Origin of the sequence: Pseudomonas sp. Tn43, assembly GCF_014192635.1 — a bacterium.
Lineage (GTDB): Bacteria > Pseudomonadota > Gammaproteobacteria > Pseudomonadales > Pseudomonadaceae > Aquipseudomonas.
Genome location: NZ_JACHYG010000008.1, coordinates 79904 through 97041, shown reverse-complemented (window position 1 = coordinate 97041; position 17138 = coordinate 79904). Strand labels below are relative to the sequence as shown.

19 protein-coding genes are annotated in these 17138 nt (G+C 57.9%); 14 read left to right on the top strand and 5 right to left on the bottom strand.

Annotated features, from left to right (window positions below):
* Positions 1-2: 2 nt before the first annotated feature.
* A complete protein-coding gene (locus FHW68_RS20635) occupies positions 3-1832 on the bottom strand; it encodes a hypothetical protein (protein WP_183682750.1) in 1830 nt (609 codons plus the stop codon).
* A gap of 160 nt (positions 1833-1992) precedes the next feature.
* Between FHW68_RS20635 and FHW68_RS20630 the strand changes: the two genes are divergently transcribed.
* The 3 genes from FHW68_RS20630 (at position 1993) to FHW68_RS20620 (ending at position 3734) form a co-directional block, all read left to right on the top strand.
* Positions 1993-2481 carry a TIGR00645 family protein gene (locus FHW68_RS20630; protein ID WP_007901849.1) on the top strand — a complete coding sequence of 163 codons (489 nt, stop codon included), beginning with the start codon at positions 1993-1995 and terminating at the stop codon, positions 2479-2481.
* Positions 2482-2690: 209 nt separating this feature from the next.
* Positions 2691-2987 carry a DUF6482 family protein gene (locus FHW68_RS20625; RefSeq protein WP_095632315.1) on the top strand — a complete coding sequence of 99 codons (297 nt, stop codon included), beginning with the start codon at positions 2691-2693 and terminating at the stop codon, positions 2985-2987.
* 129 nt (positions 2988-3116) lie between these two features.
* Positions 3117-3734, top strand: a complete 618-nt coding sequence (locus tag FHW68_RS20620; protein ID WP_095632314.1) for an FKBP-type peptidyl-prolyl cis-trans isomerase — start codon at positions 3117-3119, stop codon at positions 3732-3734.
* A gap of 130 nt (positions 3735-3864) precedes the next feature.
* Here FHW68_RS20620 and FHW68_RS20615 read toward each other — a convergent pair whose 3' ends face one another.
* The 3 genes from FHW68_RS20615 to FHW68_RS20605 all read right to left on the bottom strand — a co-directional run bounded on the left by FHW68_RS20615 (position 3865) and on the right by FHW68_RS20605 (position 5818).
* On the bottom strand, positions 3865-4122 hold the full coding sequence (locus FHW68_RS20615; RefSeq protein WP_095632313.1) for a hypothetical protein: 258 nt from the start codon (positions 4120-4122) through the stop codon (positions 3865-3867).
* Positions 4123-4329: 207 nt separating this feature from the next.
* A complete protein-coding gene (locus FHW68_RS20610; RefSeq protein WP_095632312.1) occupies positions 4330-4671 on the bottom strand; it encodes a zinc ribbon domain-containing protein YjdM in 342 nt (113 codons plus the stop codon).
* Positions 4672-4849: 178 nt separating this feature from the next.
* Positions 4850-5818: a polyprenyl synthetase family protein gene (locus FHW68_RS20605; protein ID WP_183682748.1), complete on the bottom strand. Its 969-nt coding sequence runs from the start codon at positions 5816-5818 to the stop codon at positions 4850-4852.
* A gap of 240 nt (positions 5819-6058) precedes the next feature.
* Here FHW68_RS20605 and rplU point away from each other — a divergent pair, with 240 nt between their 5' ends.
* The 5 genes from rplU to FHW68_RS20580 all read left to right on the top strand — a co-directional run bounded on the left by rplU (position 6059) and on the right by FHW68_RS20580 (position 9816).
* Positions 6059-6373 (top strand): 50S ribosomal protein L21, encoded by a 315-nt coding sequence (gene rplU / locus FHW68_RS20600; RefSeq protein WP_007901869.1) that lies wholly within the window; start codon positions 6059-6061, stop codon positions 6371-6373.
* Positions 6374-6408: 35 nt separating this feature from the next.
* Entirely contained in the window at positions 6409-6684 is a 276-nt protein-coding gene (rpmA, locus tag FHW68_RS20595) for a 50S ribosomal protein L27 (protein ID WP_007901871.1), read from the top strand.
* 192 nt (positions 6685-6876) lie between these two features.
* Positions 6877-8100: an Obg family GTPase CgtA gene (gene cgtA, locus FHW68_RS20590; RefSeq protein ID WP_183682745.1), complete on the top strand. Its 1224-nt coding sequence runs from the start codon at positions 6877-6879 to the stop codon at positions 8098-8100.
* A gap of 123 nt (positions 8101-8223) precedes the next feature.
* Positions 8224-9342: a glutamate 5-kinase gene (gene proB, locus FHW68_RS20585; RefSeq protein ID WP_095632309.1), complete on the top strand. Its 1119-nt coding sequence runs from the start codon at positions 8224-8226 to the stop codon at positions 9340-9342.
* Between the two features lie 12 nt (positions 9343-9354).
* Positions 9355-9816, top strand: a complete 462-nt coding sequence (locus tag FHW68_RS20580) for a CreA family protein (RefSeq protein ID WP_183682742.1) — start codon at positions 9355-9357, stop codon at positions 9814-9816.
* A 197-nt stretch (positions 9817-10013) separates the two neighbouring features.
* Here FHW68_RS20580 and rpsT read toward each other — a convergent pair whose 3' ends face one another.
* A complete protein-coding gene (gene rpsT, locus FHW68_RS20575; RefSeq protein ID WP_007970922.1) occupies positions 10014-10292 on the bottom strand; it encodes a 30S ribosomal protein S20 in 279 nt (92 codons plus the stop codon).
* Positions 10293-10415: 123 nt separating this feature from the next.
* Here rpsT and FHW68_RS20570 point away from each other — a divergent pair, with 123 nt between their 5' ends.
* The 6 genes from FHW68_RS20570 to fkpB all read left to right on the top strand — a co-directional run bounded on the left by FHW68_RS20570 (position 10416) and on the right by fkpB (position 17080).
* Positions 10416-10682: a hypothetical protein gene (locus FHW68_RS20570; RefSeq protein WP_183682739.1), complete on the top strand. Its 267-nt coding sequence runs from the start codon at positions 10416-10418 to the stop codon at positions 10680-10682.
* Complete coding sequence (gene murJ, locus FHW68_RS20565) at positions 10679-12217, top strand: murein biosynthesis integral membrane protein MurJ (RefSeq protein WP_183682736.1); 1539 nt, start codon at positions 10679-10681, stop codon at positions 12215-12217. Before FHW68_RS20570 ends, murJ begins: the two co-directional genes overlap by 4 nt.
* Before the next feature lie 130 nt (positions 12218-12347).
* Positions 12348-13298 carry a bifunctional riboflavin kinase/FAD synthetase gene (ribF, locus tag FHW68_RS20560; protein ID WP_168185084.1) on the top strand — a complete coding sequence of 317 codons (951 nt, stop codon included), beginning with the start codon at positions 12348-12350 and terminating at the stop codon, positions 13296-13298.
* Positions 13299-16130 carry an isoleucine--tRNA ligase gene (gene ileS, locus FHW68_RS20555; RefSeq protein ID WP_183682733.1) on the top strand — a complete coding sequence of 944 codons (2832 nt, stop codon included), beginning with the start codon at positions 13299-13301 and terminating at the stop codon, positions 16128-16130.
* Positions 16123-16635 carry a signal peptidase II gene (lspA, locus tag FHW68_RS20550; protein WP_095632304.1) on the top strand — a complete coding sequence of 171 codons (513 nt, stop codon included), beginning with the start codon at positions 16123-16125 and terminating at the stop codon, positions 16633-16635. Before ileS ends, lspA begins: the two co-directional genes overlap by 8 nt.
* Before the next feature lie 7 nt (positions 16636-16642).
* Entirely contained in the window at positions 16643-17080 is a 438-nt protein-coding gene (gene fkpB / locus FHW68_RS20545) for an FKBP-type peptidyl-prolyl cis-trans isomerase (protein WP_183682974.1), read from the top strand.
* Positions 17081-17138: the final 58 nt, after the last annotated feature.

Below are 17138 nucleotides of genomic sequence, written 5' to 3'. Positions count from 1 at the left end.
GGCTATTGCCCAGGGTTGCCTGGCTCAGCCTTGTCGAGTTTGACCTCAAACCCATATTGCACGGTGGTGAGGTTGGTTCGCTGATAAGTTTCCAGACGTGTGGGCTGGCCATAGAAGTAATGCACTGAAAATAACGCCGGGCCTTGCGCGCTCGCGTCGTGGCTGACTGACAGAATTTCTTTCAGATAATTGCCGCTGTCGTCTTTGGCAAAAAAACGCCAGTCCTGAGCGGGAAACAGTTTCAAATCCACCACCAACGCATTTCCGTTGAGCACCAGGCCTTTGGGTAACCGGCGGGCGTCGTATGTTTGCGGGTCGATGGTCGCCAGAAAGTGCGGCATGGAACCCACGGCATAGGCCGGTGTTTGTGCAAAAAGGGTCAGATCATAGGTGATGACGCCGCGTATCGGATCGACCTGATACGCCTGCGGCGGCAGCTCGATCGGCCCATCGCGCTGGCCATTGCGGTCTTGGGTAAAGAACGTCACCGGGCTTTCGCCGGGATTGAAAGAGGTGCCGAGCAGTTCGTCATTGAAGCTTCTGGGGTGATTGAATTCGATGCGCGCGGCACTTGGGTCATCGACCGACTGACTGATACTGATGCTTTTTTTCAGTTGCTCCTCGCTCAACATTGCGCCCTTGAGCCACGTCGCAGCCTGGTCGTCATACACCACCACCGGCAAAGTCAGCGGCTGAATGGTTTTTTTCGTGGTGTGCGGGTCGAAGCGGCGTATTGGCAGGTCCAGTTCCTTGCGGGTTACCGCGACCGCCGAGAAGTCCAGCAAGGTGGCTTCGACGGTGTCGATCGGGCCGTTGAAGTAGACCTTGGTGTAATGCCGGGTTTGTTGTTGTTCAAACGCACGCTGCTCGTCATCGAGCTGTTTTTCGAACGCTTCGCTCCAGGCCTTCTGCTGTTGCATCTGCGCCAGTTGTTGTTGATAAAACGCAATTTGCGCGGCGGTTTCGTTGATCGCACCTGAGCGAGAGAGGTATTGCCCGGTGACATCCCTGGCCTGAACGATCAGTGGGTTGAGTGAGATGTCGCGTAACTCGGGAGCCAACGGCGCGCTGTTGCTGAATTCGATCTCAGCGTAGTTCTGGGTCAGTTTCAGCAGGGTGACACTCAGATTGTCGTGAGTGCGAGACTGGCCAATGTCCTTCTTCGTCAGGTAGAAGCTGTAGAGCCGGCGCGGGGCGATGACTTCCACCTTGCCTTGCAGGCTCACCGGTTGTGGCTGGCTCTTCTTGTCCGCCGCCAGGTCTTCAATGAAGGGGTAGGTCACCGTCAAATCATCGGGCTGGTTCAGATTGGAGCTCGACGGGCTCAGCTGAATGCCGGGATCGGTTTCCGACCATTCCGGCTGGAACGGGATAACGCGCTTGTTGCTCAGGGTTACCGATTGCCATTCCAGGCCGTGAGGAAAAAAGAACATGCCCGGAATGTTGAAGTTGAAGGGGAATACCGGTTGCAAGTCGATCAGGTAATCCGAGCTGGTCTCCTTGTGCAGCACGAACAGGCCGTTGATGTAGGTGTCGACCAGCGCCTGGGGCACGGGATAGTGCTTGAGCACGGCGAGGGCGTCTTCGCCGTATTCGGTGAGCGCTGGTTTGGTATCGAGCTTGAGTTGCGCGCGCTCGAGTAACAATAGGGAGCCGCCTAACTCGGCCACGGCATTCTTGAGTTTGGGGTCCTCGATCATCTCCAGGGATTGTTCGAACTGTACGATCTTTTCTTCGAGGCTGACCTGGCGTTTCTCATCGCTGGGAGAGCAGCCGCCGAGCAACAATGCGAAGCAAAGTCCGGCACTCGTTAACGGCAATCGCCCATCCATTTCCAGTCTTCCTGTCCGATGTCGCTGACCTGTCAATCATCTGGACACTAGCAGAAAAAATTTGTCACACACACGCAGGTTACGGATTTTTCGGCGGTTTCTGGGTGTAACAGGTGGCTGTTATACTCGCCGCCATTTCCAGCCGCTTGTGTGAGATTCAATGGAACGCTTTATCGAAAATGCAATGTACGCCTCCCGCTGGTTACTGGCGCCGATCTATTTCGGTTTGTCCCTGGGCTTGCTGGCATTGGCACTGAAATTCTTCCAGGAAGTCTTCCACGTCATCCCTAACGTATTCTCGATGGCCGAATCGGATCTGATTCTGGTACTGCTGTCGCTGATCGACATGGCGCTGGTGGGCGGCTTGCTGGTGATGGTGATGATTTCCGGTTACGAGAATTTCGTGTCTCAGCTGGATATCGACGACAGCAAGGAAAAGCTCAACTGGCTAGGCACCATGGATTCGTCCTCGTTAAAGATGAAGGTTGCGGCGTCCATCGTGGCGATTTCGTCGATTCACCTGCTACGGATCTTCATGGACGCCAAGAACGTCGATCCCGAGCATTTGAAGTGGTACGTGGTCATTCACATGACGTTCGTGGTGTCGGCGTTCGCCATGGGCTATCTGGACAAGCTGACCAAGCACTGATCTGCACATCCTTTGCAGGAGCGAGGCTTGCCCGCGAAGAGGCCGTGTCAGTCGACAGAAGTGTTGCCTGTTACGCCGCCTACGCGGGCAAACCTCGCTCCTGCAAAGGGGGGGGAAACAGACGGGCGGTGTTGTTTGTAGCTTGTGCTTTGGCGCGTCGAGGCATATCCATGTAGAAATACTGGCTCGTCACTGCGTGAGGTGCGCTTATGACTTTGCAAGAATTGAATGCATATGCCGTCGCCGGAAAGGTTGATGAGCTGAACCTGATCTCGATGGAAGGCGTGTTCTACGTGCTGGAGGCCCGGGTGCATGGCGCGTCGCATCGATTGCTCGATGCCCACGGGCAAACATTGCAGCTGCGCTCGGTCGAGCATGCACGTGATGTACTTCACGCCTTTCCCAAGTTGTCGTTCAACGTTGTGCATACCTCGGTCCATGACGAAATGTGCGGTGCCAGCACCGAGGAAAGCCTGAAAGTACCGATCACCTTCCGTTCCGTGTGACAGCGCTGATGCCGTTCATCAATGTGACGGCATCTGTGCTAGTCTGCTCGCCCTTTTTTATGAAGGGCTCTTCTGAAAGTGCTGTAAGAATATTTACCTTTCAGGCGTGCCCCACAGCGGAGCAGTGTCATGTCCGAAGTAAATCTGTCCACCGACGAAACCCGCGTCAGCTACGGCATCGGCCGTCAGTTGGGCGACCAGCTGCGTGACAATCCGCCGCCGGGCGTCAGCCTGGACGCGATCCTGGCTGGCCTGACCGACGCGTTCGGCGGCAAGCCAAGCCGTGTGGGTCAGGAAGAAATGTCCGCCAGCTTCAAGGTGATCCGCGAAATCATGCAAGCCGAAGCTGCAGCCAAGGCTGAAGCCGCTGCTGGCGAAGGCCTGGCTTTCCTGGCAGAAAACGCCAAGCGCGAAGGCATCACCACGCTGGCTTCCGGCCTGCAATTCGAAGTGCTGACCCAAGGTGAAGGCGCCAAGCCAACCCGTGAAGATCAAGTGCGCACTCATTACCATGGCACGCTGATCGACGGCACCGTGTTCGACAGCTCTTACGATCGTGGCCAGCCTGCAGAATTCCCGGTGGGCGGCGTCATCGCTGGCTGGACCGAAGCCCTGCAACTGATGAACGCCGGCAGCAAATGGCGCCTGTACGTGCCGAGCGAACTGGCTTACGGCGCTCAAGGCGTTGGCAGCATTCCGCCGCATAGCGTATTGGTATTCGACGTCGAACTGCTCGACGTTCTGTAACGCCCGGCCTGTCGTTATGACGGGCTAATGTGGGAGCGAGCCTGCTCGCGATGCAGTCAACTCGGTTTTTCTGTGAAACCGAGGTGATGCCATCGCGAGCAGGCTCGCTCCCACAGTTTTTTGCGTTGTCTCATAGTTCGATCTTATGGTTCAGATCGCTGGTCGGGCGCAACGCCCGGGCATAGCAGAACAGAAACAGGTTACGCACCAGTTCCTTGAGCACCACCGGCTCGCTGGAACTCAGGCCGTTGACGTCCAGATCCCCCTGATCCTGCAGCTCGTTCAACGCTTCTTCTTCAAGCACCGCACAGACTTCCCCGGTTTCCCGATGCAGGATTCTGAGATAGGGATGTGGGCGGTCCAGCCAGGCATCGATCAAATAAGTCATGAGTCTTATCTCCATTGACAGGGTTCAATGAGAATAATTCTTATTCGTCAAATAGCAAGGGCCTATTGGCGGTTTGTGTTTTTTTCTGCGGGGAAATGGCTGGGCTGTCAAAGCGACTGGCCTTTGGTGACCCGCGCGGGAAATGCTTGGTGATGGGGGAGGGGAAAGCACCATCCCACGCTAAGCGCGGGATGGAATACGGCAGATTCAGACTTTTCTGACAAACTCGGATTTGAGTTTCATCGGACCGATGCCATCGATCTTGCAGTCGATGTCGTGGTCGCCATCGCAAAGACGGATGTTCTTGACCTTGGTGCCGACCTTGACCACCAACGACGTGCCTTTGACCTTGAGATCCTTGATCACGGTGATGGTATCGCCGTCCTGCAGCACATTGCCGACCGAATCCTTTTTTACAGTGTCATCGGAAGCCACTTCAGCTTCGCCGCTGGCGGACCACTCGTGGGCGCACTCCGGGCAGATCAGCAGTGCGCCGTCTTCATAGGTGTATTCGGAATTGCATTTCGGGCAGGGTGGCAAAGTGCTCACTAAAGCTCCTTGGGTTCAGGATGGCTAAAAAGCGCACATTATATAGGGTTTATACGGGGAGGGGGCGACACATGATTTGTAGGAGCGAGGCTTGCCCGCGAAGGCGGCGTAACAGACAACACTTATGTCGACTGACACGGCCTCTTCGCGGGCAAGCCTCGCTCCTACAGGGCGCAGATTAATGCGTTCGGGCGACCGCAAACTCACTGAGCTCGACCAGCGCATCGCGGTATTCGCTGGCGGGCAGGGCGTCCAGGCATTTGATCGCCCGGGCCACGTAATCGCGGGCCAGTTGAGCGGTGTATTCCAGCGAGCCGGACGCTTCAACAGCTTCACGAATGCGTTCCAGATCTTCGATACCACCTTTCTGAATCGCCTGGCGAACCAGTGCAGCCTGCTCCGCAGTGCCTTCGCGCATGGTGTAGATCAGCGGCAGCGTCGGTTTCCCTTCGGCCAGATCGTCACCGACGTTCTTGCCCAGGGTTTCGGCATCGCCGCGGTAATCCAGCAGGTCGTCGACCAATTGGAACGCCACCCCAAGGTGATCGCCAAAGGTGCGCAATGCTTCGCTCTGTTCCGGCGTGGCGCCGGCCAGGGCGGCGGCGCTGTGGGTCGAGGCTTCGAAGAGCATCGCGGTTTTGCCGCGAATGACTTCCATGTAGGTTTCTTCGGTAGTGCTGGCGTCGCGGACCTTCGACAGCTGCAGCACTTCGCCCTCGGCGATAATTCGCGTGGCTTGGGAAAGGATCTTCATGACCGGCATGGAGCCCAGTTCGACCATCATTTCGAAAGAGCGCGAATACAGGAAGTCGCCCACCAGCACGCTTGGCGCATTGCCCCACATGGCGTTGGCGGTCGAGCGGCCACGGCGCATCCCGGACATATCGACAACGTCGTCATGCAGCAGGGTGGCGGTATGCAGGAACTCGATGGTCGCGGCCAACAGGCGCAGGTCATCACCTTCGCGGCCCAGTGCCTTGCCACACAGCAGTACCAGCAACGGGCGCAGGCGTTTCCCGCCAGCCGAGGTGATGTAATCGCCGATTTTCGATACCAGCGGCACTCGGGAAGTCAGCTGTTTCTTGATGATGCCGTCGACGGCGCTAAAATCGTCCGCCACCGCGCGGTAAAAAGCTTGGGGTTGCATCAGCGACAGTTGCTCCAGAAGGGTTGCGCGGCATGCTAGGACCCACGTCGGCGGGTGTCAAGGCACGATAGACAGCCACTTGCAACGCTCAAGCAGCTTGCGTACAATCGCGCACCCTGAACTTCCTGGGCAGCACCTGCCTTACGCAATTGCAAACAGGCCTTCCAGCCTTATGCAGCCATGCCAGCCAATACCTCTTCTTATAAAGAGCTGGGTGAGCAGGATTATCGGAGAAATACCATGTCTTATGCAGTAATCGTTACTGGTGGCAAGCAGTACAAAGTTGCTCCAGGTGAATACCTGAAGATCGAAAAACTGGAAATCGCTACCGGCGAATCCGTTACTTTTGATCGCGTTCTGTTGGTTGCCAATGGCGACGACGTGAATATCGGCGCTCCAGTTGTTCCTGGCGCTACCGTTGTGGCTGAAGTGATCTCCCAAGGTCGTCACGATAAAGTCCGCATCATCAAGTTCCGTCGTCGTAAGCACCACATGAAGCGTATGGGCCACCGCCAGTGGTACACCGAGATCAAAATCACCGGTATTCAGGCTTAATTTCAGCCTAATTCCTCACTAGGAGAATTGAACTCATGGCACACAAAAAAGCTGGTGGTAGTACCCGTAACGGTCGCGACTCAGAAGCCAAACGCCTTGGCGTGAAGATGTATGGCGGCCAGGTTATCATTCCGGGCAACATCATCGTGCGTCAGCGCGGCACCCAATTCCACGCTGGCTACGGCGTTGGCATGGGCAAGGATCACACTCTGTTCGCTAAAATCGACGGCGTGATCAAGTTCGAAGTAAAGGGCGCCTTCGGTCGTCGTTACGTAAGCATTGTTCCGAAGACTGACGTCGTCGCGGCATAATTACGTAGTTGCTGGAAAAGCCCTGTCTTGCGACGGGGCTTTTTCGTTTGTGGGGTGAGTCTCTTGCAAAGCTGTTTGTGATGGGCTCCAGCGCTGGATTTGCGGTCGTTGTTGAGGTCGCTGCGCTCATTTTTGCAAGAGTCTTATGTCTGGTTTTTTTCGGCTCGTCCGTATGGCGAGAGGCGTTTTGTTATGAAGTTTGTTGATGAAGTATCGATTCGAGTAAAGGCCGGGGACGGCGGCAACGGTTGCATGAGTTTCCGTCGCGAAAAATTCATTGAAAACGGCGGCCCGAACGGTGGTGACGGTGGTGATGGTGGCTCGGTCTACATGGTTGCCGACGAAAACCTCAACACCCTGGTGGATTACCGTTACACCCGACACTTCGACGCCGAGCGCGGTTCCAACGGCGGCAGCACTGACTGCACCGGCAAGAAAGGTGAAGACCTGGTGCTGCGCGTTCCGGTCGGCACTACGGTCATCGATTCCGCGACTCAGGAAGTCATTGGCGACCTGACCAAGGCCGGCCAGCGTCTGCTGGTGGCTCATGGTGGCTGGCACGGTCTGGGTAACACGCGTTTCAAATCCAGTACCAATCGGGCGCCGCGCCAGACCACGCCGGGCAAGCCGGGTGAGCAGCGCGACCTGAAGCTGGAAATGAAGGTGTTGGCGGACGTCGGTCTGCTCGGTTTGCCGAATGCGGGCAAAAGTACCTTTATTCGCTCGGTATCGGCCGCCAAGCCGAAAGTCGCCGACTACCCGTTCACCACGTTGGTGCCGAACCTGGGTGTGGTCAGCGTCGATCGCTGGAAGAGCTTTGTGGTGGCGGACATTCCTGGTCTGATCGAAGGTGCTTCCGAGGGCGCGGGCCTGGGGATTCGTTTCCTCAAGCACTTGTCCCGTACCCGTCTGCTGCTGCACCTCGTCGACATGGCGCCGCTGGATGACACCAGTGCTGCGGATGCTGCTGAAGTGATCGTCAGCGAGCTGACCAAGTTCAGTCCGTCCCTGGCTGAGCGTGATCGCTGGCTGGTGCTGAACAAGTGCGACCAGATCCTTGAAGAAGAGCACGACGCTCGCGTCAAGGAAATCGTTGATCGCCTGGAGTGGACCGGTCCGGTCTACGTGATCTCCGCAATTGCCAAGCAAGGCACCGAGCGTCTTTGCCATGACATCATGCGTTACCTGGAAGATCGTGCCGATCGCCTGGCTAACGACCCGGCCTACAAGGAAGAGCTGGCCGAGCTCGATCAGCGCATCGAAGACGAGGCGCGCGCCCAGTTGCAGGCGTTGGACGATCAGCGTGCCCTGCGTCGCAGTGGTGTGAAGTCGGTCCATGACATCGGTGACGACAATTGGGACGAAGAAGATGTGGAAGACGAAGACGGTCCGGAAATCATTTACGTGCGTGACTGATCCGTTGCGATAAACTTGAACGCCGCTCACTGGAGCGGCGTTTTAGTATCTGGAAATCAGTAGTCACGAATAACGTCATGGGCAGCGCTGGGTCGTGCTGTCCTCAAGCTAAGGTTGAAGATGATGCGGAGCAAGGTGACAGGTGCGCAGCGTTGGGTCGTGAAGATCGGCAGCGCTTTGCTGACGGCGGACGGCAAAGGCCTGGATCGCGCGGCAATGAGTGTCTGGGTCGAACAGATGGTTGCCCTGCATGAGGCGGGTGTCGAGCTGGTGCTGGTGTCCTCCGGGGCGGTAGCGGCGGGTATGAGCCGTCTGGGCTGGACGGTGCGACCCAGTGCAATGCATGAGTTGCAGGCTGCTGCCGCCATCGGTCAGATGGGGTTGGTGCAGGCTTGGGAGTCCAGCTTCGCCGAGCATGGCCGGCATACCGCGCAGATTCTCCTGACGCACGACGATTTGTCTGATCGCAAACGCTACCTGAATGCTCGCAGTACGTTGCGCGCGCTGGTCGAGCTCAAGGTGATCCCGGTGATCAACGAGAACGATACCGTGGTCACGGACGAAATCCGTTTCGGCGACAACGATACTCTCGCGGCGCTGGTGGCGAACCTGGTCGAAGCCGATTTGCTGGTGATCCTCACCGATCGCGACGGCATGTTCGATGCCGATCCGCGCAACAATCCCGATGCCAAGCTGATTTACGAGGCGCGTGCCGATGATCCGGCGCTGGATGCGGTGGCTGGCAGCACGGGCGGTGCGCTGGGCCGTGGCGGTATGCAGACCAAGTTGCGTGCTGCGCGTCTGGCGGCGCGTTCCGGTGCGCACACCATCATCGTCGGCGGGCGCATTGATCGCGTGCTGGATCGTCTCAAAGCAGGTGAGCGCATCGGCACCTTGCTGTCGCCAGAGCGCGGCATGCTGGCGGCGCGCAAGCAATGGCTGGCCGGGCATCTGCAAACCCGCGGCACGCTGGTGCTGGATGCGGGTGCGGTGACGGCGTTGTCCCAAGGCAACAAAAGTTTGCTGCCGGTGGGCGTCAAACTGGTCCAGGGCAGTTTCCGTCGTGGCGAAATGGTGGTCTGTGTGGCGCCGGACGGTCGTGAAATCGCCCGTGGCCTGGCTAACTACAGTGCTCTGGAGGCACAAAAAATCATCGGTCAGTCGTCTGAGGCGATTGTCGGTTTGTTGGGTTACATGGCGGAGCCCGAGCTGGTTCATCGCGATAACCTGATTCTGGTCTGAAGGAATACCTGAATGCGTGTGGCAAAAGGATTGTTGGGCTTGTTATTGGCGATGCCGCTGCTGGCCTCGGCCGATGAAATTGGCCAAGTGTCGACGGTGTTCAAATTTGTTGGCCCGAACGACCGTATCGTTGTCGAGGCATTCGATGATCCGAAAGTGGAGGGCGTGACCTGCTACCTGTCCCGCGCCAAGACTGGTGGCGTAAAGGGTGGCCTGGGTCTGGCTGAGGATCGCGCAGAAGCATCCATTGCGTGCCGTCAGGTCGGGCCGATCAACTTCAAGGGGGAGCTCAAGGACGGCGAGGAAGTGTTCAAGGAGCGCACGTCTCTGGTGTTCAAGACCATGCAGGTGGTGCGGTTCCTGGATGAGAAGCGCAATACGCTGGTGTATCTGGTTTATAGCGATCGTTTGATCGAGGGCAGTCCGCAGAATGCGGTGACGGCGATTCCGATTTTGCCGTGGGCTCATCAGTGATCTGAGAATCGCTTTCGCGGGCAAGCCTCGCTCCTGCGGAATAGAGTCTTTCGCACAATAAGCGATCAATCCGAGCCTGTAGGAGCGAGGCTTGCCCGCGAAGACGCCAGATTGGGCGCAGCAAATCTCTCTGAATAAATGAAATCGCAGGCAATAAAAAACCGACCCTGAGGTCGGTTTTTTAATGAGCGTGTCGCTTAGGCAGCAGCGGCAACGTTCAGGGCCTTTACGTGGCCATTCAGGCGGCTCTTATGGCGAGCAGCTTTGTTCTTGTGGATGATGCCTTTATCGGCCATACGGTCGATAACTGGCACAGCCAGAACATAAGCAGCTTGAGCTTTGGCAGCGTCTTTTGCGTCGATGGCCTTAACTACATTCTTGATGTAGGTACGAACCATGGAACGCAGGCTGGCGTTGTGGCTGCGACGCTTCTCAGCCTGTTTTGCACGTTTTTTGGCGGAAGGTGAGTTGGCCACCGTCGAGCTCCTCGAAAGACTTTTTAGGAAATAGCAAACAAAATAGGCCGCGAATCATGCCGATGAGTTGATGGCTTGTCAAGGGCGGGAGAGACGTTCCGCTAAGTGGCCGGTTCCGACCCCATGAAAACTACTGCGCTCGGCAATACAGCGTTGAAAGCACGCTCGAAATGCTCATTGACTGAAGTCAACTCGCTTTCTCGCTTGCTTTCGCCTTGTCTTGCCTTCACTCGCTACGTTTTCAAGTGGGCGGTGCGCTGGATATTTCTTTCCGGCGTGCGACCTGTAAACTCGCGAGCTTTGGCTCTGTGCTGTTGCGGCGCGGAGTATCGCATAAGTGGGCGCGTTGTTCGCCTGCTGTTTATCGACAGGCAAAAACTCTTTCAATGAATCTGCTCAAATCGTTAGCCGCTGTCAGCTCTATCACGATGCTTTCCCGGGTATTGGGGTTTGTTCGCGACACCCTTATCGCTCGTGCATTTGGTGCCGGAATGGCGACCGATGCCTTCTTTATCGCCTTCAAACTGCCCAATCTGCTGCGGCGGATTTTCGCCGAGGGAGCATTTTCCCAGGCCTTCGTGCCGATTCTGGCCGAATATAAAAGCCAGAAGGGCGAGGAGGCGACACGTACCTTCATTGCCTACGTCTCGGGCCTGCTGACGCTGGTATTGGCGTTGGTCACCGCGCTGGGCATACTCGCCGCGCCCTGGGTCATCTGGGCCACGGCACCGGGTTTCGTCACAACCCCGGAAAAATTCGAGCTGACCACTGATCTGCTGCGGGTCACCTTCCCTTATATATTGCTGATTTCCCTGTCTTCATTGGCAGGCGCGATTCTCAATACCTGGAACCGCTTTTCCGTCCCGGCCTTCGTGCCGACCCTGCTCAATGTCAGCATGATCATCTTTGCGGTGTTCCTGACGCCGTATTTCGATCCGCCAGTCATGGCGCTGGGCTGGGCCGTTCTGGTGGGCGGCCTGGCGCAATTGCTGTTTCAACTGCCGCACCTGAAAAAAATCGGCATGTTGGTGCTGCCGCGCCTGAGCCTGCGCGATAGCGGTGTCTGGCGGGTCATGAAGCAGATGCTGCCAGCAATTATCGGCGTTTCGGTGAGCCAGATTTCGCTGATCATCAACACCATATTTGCTTCGTTTCTGGTGGCCGGTTCCGTGTCCTGGATGTATTACGCCGATCGCCTGATGGAATTGCCATCCGGTGTGCTGGGTGTGGCGCTGGGCACGATTCTGCTGCCAACGCTGGCCAGGACCTATGCCAGTCAGGACCGCCATGAATATTCGCGGATCCTCGATTGGGGGTTGCGCTTGTGCTTCATGCTGGTATTGCCGTGCGCCCTGGCGCTGGGGATTCTGGCTGAGCCGCTGACGGTTTCGTTGTTCCAGTACGGCCAATTCAGCGCATTGGATGCGGCCATGACCCAGCGCGCGTTGATTGCCTATTCTGTCGGCTTGCTGGGGATTATCCTGATCAAAGTGCTGGCGCCGGGCTTTTATGCGCAACAAAACATCCGCACCCCGGTAAAAATCGCGATTTTCACCTTGATCGTCACTCAGCTGTTCAACCTGTTGTTGATCGGTCCCCTGGCTCATGCCGGTCTGGCCCTGGCCATCAGCGCGGGCGCATGCATCAACGCCGGGCTGTTGTTTTATCAACTGCGCAAGCAGCAGATGTATCAGCCGCAACCGGGCTGGGCGAAGTTCGGTCTCAAACTGCTGGTGGCGGTGGCGGTGATGTCCGCGGTATTGCTGGGCGCAATGCACTTTATGCCGGCTTGGGCGCAAGGGCATATGCCCGAGCGATTACTGCGACTGGGCGCATTGGTGATCGCCGGCGTGGTGGTCTATTTCGGCATGTTGCTGTTGATGGGCTTCCGTTTGCGCGACTTCAATCGCAAGGCTTTGAACTGAAGCTTTTGCCTCGATAAAACACGGGCGGGCCGATGGTTTTGTCGGCTCGATCATTTTGGGTTACGGTGTTGCCTGTCGTCGGCCGCCGGGTGTGGTTATAATCGGCCACTTTATGAGCAAGAAGCGCGTTATGCAGCTGGTTCGAGGCCTCCACAACCTGCGCCCCCAGCATCGGGGCTGTGTCGCCACTATTGGCAACTTTGACGGTGTTCACCGTGGTCACCAGGCTATCCTGGCACGGCTGCGTGAGCGTGCGCTCGAGTTGGGCGTGCCCAGCTGCGTAGTGATTTTTGAGCCGCAGCCGCGAGAGTTCTTCGCCCCGGACACCGCTCCGGCGCGTCTGGCCCGCTTGCGAGACAAACTGCAGCTGCTGGCCGAAGAGGGCGTCGACCGGGTGCTGTGCCTGGCGTTCAATCAGCGCCTGAGCAAACTCAGCGCCCGCGAATTCGTCGATACTATTCTGGTGGACGGCCTCGGCGTGCAGCATCTGGAGGTCGGCGACGATTTCCGTTTCGGCTGCGACCGGCTAGGGGATTTCGATTTCCTGCAACAGGCCGGCGTCCTTCAGGGGTTTACCGTCGAAGCGGCGCAGACCGTTGTGCTGGACGGCATACGTGTCAGCAGCACTCAGGTGCGTAACGCCCTGGCCGCTGCCGATTTTGCCTTGGCCGAGCGGCTGCTCGGTCGTCCGTACCGGATTGCCGGGCGGGTGCTGCATGGCCAGAAGCTGGCGCGCCAATTGGGTACGCCCACAGCCAACGTGCAGCTCAAGCGTCGTCGTGTGCCGCTGAGCGGGGTTTACCTGGTCAGCGTCGACATCGACGGCAAGACCTGGCCGGGCGTTGCCAATATTGGCGTGCGGCCAACGGTCGAAGGGGATGGCAAAGCCCACCTCGAAGTACACCTTTTAGATTTTGCCGGCGATCTGTACGACCGGCGTTTGACGGTGGTTTTCCACCACAAGCTGCGTGAAGAGCAGCGTTTCGCCTCTCTGGAGGCGCTTAAGACGGCGATCAATGCGGATATCGCCGCCGCCCGTGCCCTGTCGCACCTAGCGCCAATCGCTAATGAAGAGCCTTAAATGACCGACTATAAAGCCACGCTAAACCTTCCGGACACCGCCTTCCCAATGAAGGCCGGCCTGCCTCAGCGCGAACCGCAGATTCTGCAGCGCTGGGACAGCATTGGCCTGTACGGTAAGTTGCGCGAAATTGGCAAGGATCGTCCGAAGTTCGTACTTCACGACGGTCCTCCGTACGCCAACGGCACGATTCACATCGGTCATGCGCTGAACAAGATTCTCAAGGACATGATCATCCGCTCGAAAACCCTGTCGGGTTTCGACGCGCCTTATGTGCCGGGCTGGGATTGCCACGGTCTGCCGATCGAGCACAAAGTCGAAGTGACCCACGGCAAGAACCTGGGCGCGGACAAGACTCGCGAACTGTGCCGTGCCTACGCCACCGAGCAGATCGAAGGCCAGAAGTCCGAATTCATTCGTCTGGGCGTGTTGGGGGACTTCGCCAACCCGTACAAGACCATGGACTTCAAAAACGAAGCCGGTGAAATCCGCGCCCTGGCGGAAATCGTCAAGGGTGGCTTCGTGTTCAAGGGCCTGAAGCCTGTGAACTGGTGCTTTGACTGCGGTTCGGCCCTGGCTGAAGCGGAAGTCGAGTACGAGAACAAAAAATCCGCGACCATCGACGTGGCCTTCCCGATCGCTGATGAAGCCAAACTGGCTGCCGCGTTTGGTCTGCCATCGTTGGGCAAACCCGCCTCGATCGTGATCTGGACCACCACCCCGTGGACTATTCCGGCCAACCAGGCGCTGAACGTTCACCCAGAGTTCAACTATGCCCTGGTCGACGTGGGCGACAAACTGCTGGTACTGGCTGAAGAGCTGGTCGAATCGTGCCTGGCCCGCTACAGCCTGGAAGGCTCGGTCATTGCGACCACCACCGGTAAGGCACTGGAGCTGATCAATTTCCGCCACCCGTTCTACGATCGTCTGTCGCCGGTTTACCTGGCTGATTACGTTGAACTGGGCGCAGGCACTGGCGTGGTTCACTCCGCGCCAGCCTACGGCGTCGACGACTTCGTGACCTGCAAAGCTTATGGCATGGTCAACGATGACATCCTCAATCCCGTGCAAAGTAACGGCGTGTACGCGACGTCGCTGGAGTTCTTCGGCGGCCAGTTCATCTGGAAGGCCAACCCGGCCATCGTCGACAAACTGACCGAAGTCGGCGCGTTGCTGCATACCACCACCATCGAACACAGCTACATGCACTGCTGGCGTCACAAGACCCCGCTGATCTACCGCGCCACCGCGCAGTGGTTCATCGGCATGGACAAAGCGCCTGCAACCGGCGAAACCCTGCGCAAGCGGGCAATCAAGGCCATCGAAGAGACCAAATTCGTTCCGGCCTGGGGCCAGGCGCGTCTGCACTCGATGATCGCCAACCGTCCGGACTGGTGCATCTCCCGTCAGCGCAACTGGGGCGTACCGATCCCGTTCTTCCTGAACAAGGAAAGCGGCGAGCTGCATCCACGCACGGTCGAATTGATGGAACTTGTCGCCCAACGGGTCGAAGTCGAAGGCATCGAAGCCTGGTTCAAGATGGACGCCGCCGAGTTGCTTGGGGAAGAAGCGCCGCTGTACGACAAGATCAGCGACACCCTGGACGTCTGGTTCGACTCGGGCACCACGCACTGGCACGTCCTGCGCGGTTCGCACTCGATCGGCCACGAGACCGGTCCGCGTGCCGACCTGTACCTGGAAGGTTCGGACCAGCACCGTGGCTGGTTCCACTCCTCGTTGCTGACCGGTTGTGCCATCGATGACCACGCGCCGTACCGCGAGCTGCTGACCCACGGTTTCACCGTCGACGAATCCGGCCGCAAAATGTCCAAATCCTTGGGCAACGTGATCGCGCCGCAGAAGGTCAACGACACCCTGGGCGCCGATATCATGCGTCTGTGGGTCGCTTCCACTGACTACTCGGGTGAAATGGCGGTTTCCGAGCAGATCCTGCAACGCAGCGCGGATGCCTACCGGCGCATCCGTAACACCGCGCGTTTCCTGCTTTCCAACCTGACCGGTTTCAACCCGGCTACCGACATCCTGCCGGCCGAAGAAATGCTGGCGCTGGACCGTTGGGCCGTGGATCGCACCCTGCTGCTGCAACGCGAGTTGCAAGAGCACTACGGCGAATACCGCTTCTGGAATGTTTACTCCAAGATTCACAACTTCTGCGTGCAGGAGCTGGGTGGTTTCTACCTCGACATCATCAAGGACCGTCAGTACACCACTGGCGCCAACAGCAAAGCCCGTCGTTCGGCGCAAACTGCGCTGTATCACATCAGCGAAGCGCTGGTGCGCTGGATCGCGCCGATCCTGGCGTTCACCGCCGACGAGCTGTGGCAGTACCTGCCGGGCGAGCGTAATGAATCCGTCATGCTCAACACCTGGTACGAAGGCCTGACCGAACTGCCGGAAGGCTTCGAACTGGGGCGCGCCTACTGGGATCGCATCATGGACGTGAAGGTGGCGGTCAACAAGGAAATGGAAATCCAGCGCGCGGCCAAGGCCGTCGGTGGCAATCTGCAAGCCGAAGTGACGCTGTTCGCCGAAGAGTCCCTGAGCGCCGACCTGGCCAAGCTGAGCAACGAGTTGCGCTTTGTGCTGATCACCTCGACGGCCGCCGTTGCACCGTTCGTGCAGGCTCCGGCCGACGCAGTGGTCACCGAAGTTGGCGGCCTGAAGCTTAAAGTGGTCAAATCGAGCCATGCCAAGTGCGCCCGTTGCTGGCATTGCCGTGAAGACGTTGGGGTAAACCCGGAACATCCGGAAATCTGCGGTCGTTGCGTCGACAACATCAGCGGTGCTGGCGAGGTCCGTCACTATGCCTAACGCCGTTGGCCGTTTCGGACGGCTGAGCTGGCTCTGGTTGAGTTTGCTGGTCCTGGTCATCGACCAGGCCAGCAAGTTCTACTTCGAAGGCTCGCTGAGCATGTACCAGCAAATCGTGGTGATCCCCGATTACTTCAGCTGGACCCTGGCCTACAATACCGGCGCGGCGTTCAGTTTCCTGGCGGACAGCTCGGGCTGGCAGCGCTGGCTGTTCGCCCTGATCGCGGTGGTGGTCAGTGCCGTGCTGGTGGTCTGGCTCAAGCGCCTGGGACGTAACGAAACTTGGCTGGCGGTCGCCTTGGCGCTGGTGCTGGGTGGCGCGCTGGGCAACCTGTACGACCGCATTGCCCTGGGCCATGTGATCGATTTCATTCTGGTGCATTGGCAGAACCGCTGGTATTTCCCGGCGTTCAACTTTGCCGACAGTGCAATCACTGTCGGTGCCGTAATGCTTGCACTGGATATGTTCAAAAGTAAAAAGACCGGAGAAGCCGTTCATGACTGAACAGTTATTGGCTGAGCAACGCATCGGCCAGAACACGGAAGTCACCTTGCACTTTGCATTGCGCCTGGAGAACGGCGACACCGTCGACAGTACCTTCGACAAAGCCCCGGCGACCTTCAAAGTTGGCGACGGCAGCCTGTTGCCAGGTTTCGAAGCGGCGCTGTTCGGCTTCAAGGCCGGCGACAAACGTACCTTGACCATTGCGCCGGAAAACGCCTTTGGTCAGCCGAACCCGCAAAACGTACAGAGCATCCCGCGCTCGCAGTTCAAGGATATGAAACTGTCGTCTGGCTTGCTGGTGATCTTCAACGATGCGGCCAATACTGAGCTGCCCGGTGTGGTGAAAGAATTCTGTAACGCCCAGGTGACCGTCGACTTCAATCACCCGCTGGCTGGCAAGACGCTGACCTTTGACGTGGAAATCATTTCCGTCAAAGCACTGTAAGAAACAAAGCAGACCTGTGGGAGCGGGTTTGCCCGCGATAGCGGTACATCAGCCGACA

What these genes read in the sequence shown, in the direction of transcription:
- FHW68_RS20635 (WP_183682750.1), bottom strand. Translation starts at nt 1,832, where the DNA reads ATGGATGGGCGATTGCCGTTAACGAGTGCCGGACTTTGCTTCGCATTG.
- FHW68_RS20630 (WP_007901849.1), top strand. Translation starts at nt 1,993, where the DNA reads ATGGAACGCTTTATCGAAAATGCAATGTACGCCTCCCGCTGGTTACTG.
- FHW68_RS20625 (WP_095632315.1), top strand. Translation starts at nt 2,691, where the DNA reads ATGACTTTGCAAGAATTGAATGCATATGCCGTCGCCGGAAAGGTTGAT.
- FHW68_RS20620 (WP_095632314.1), top strand. Translation starts at nt 3,117, where the DNA reads ATGTCCGAAGTAAATCTGTCCACCGACGAAACCCGCGTCAGCTACGGC.
- FHW68_RS20615 (WP_095632313.1), bottom strand. Translation starts at nt 4,122, where the DNA reads ATGACTTATTTGATCGATGCCTGGCTGGACCGCCCACATCCCTATCTC.
- FHW68_RS20605 (WP_183682748.1), bottom strand. Translation starts at nt 5,818, where the DNA reads ATGCAACCCCAAGCTTTTTACCGCGCGGTGGCGGACGATTTTAGCGCC.
- rplU (WP_007901869.1), top strand. Translation starts at nt 6,059, where the DNA reads ATGTCTTATGCAGTAATCGTTACTGGTGGCAAGCAGTACAAAGTTGCT.
- rpmA (WP_007901871.1), top strand. Translation starts at nt 6,409, where the DNA reads ATGGCACACAAAAAAGCTGGTGGTAGTACCCGTAACGGTCGCGACTCA.
- cgtA (WP_183682745.1), top strand. Translation starts at nt 6,877, where the DNA reads ATGAAGTTTGTTGATGAAGTATCGATTCGAGTAAAGGCCGGGGACGGC.
- proB (WP_095632309.1), top strand. Translation starts at nt 8,224, where the DNA reads ATGCGGAGCAAGGTGACAGGTGCGCAGCGTTGGGTCGTGAAGATCGGC.
- FHW68_RS20580 (WP_183682742.1), top strand. Translation starts at nt 9,355, where the DNA reads ATGCGTGTGGCAAAAGGATTGTTGGGCTTGTTATTGGCGATGCCGCTG.
- FHW68_RS20570 (WP_183682739.1), top strand. Translation starts at nt 10,416, where the DNA reads ATGAAAACTACTGCGCTCGGCAATACAGCGTTGAAAGCACGCTCGAAA.
- murJ (WP_183682736.1), top strand. Translation starts at nt 10,679, where the DNA reads ATGAATCTGCTCAAATCGTTAGCCGCTGTCAGCTCTATCACGATGCTT.
- ribF (WP_168185084.1), top strand. Translation starts at nt 12,348, where the DNA reads ATGCAGCTGGTTCGAGGCCTCCACAACCTGCGCCCCCAGCATCGGGGC.
- ileS (WP_183682733.1), top strand. Translation starts at nt 13,299, where the DNA reads ATGACCGACTATAAAGCCACGCTAAACCTTCCGGACACCGCCTTCCCA.
- lspA (WP_095632304.1), top strand. Translation starts at nt 16,123, where the DNA reads ATGCCTAACGCCGTTGGCCGTTTCGGACGGCTGAGCTGGCTCTGGTTG.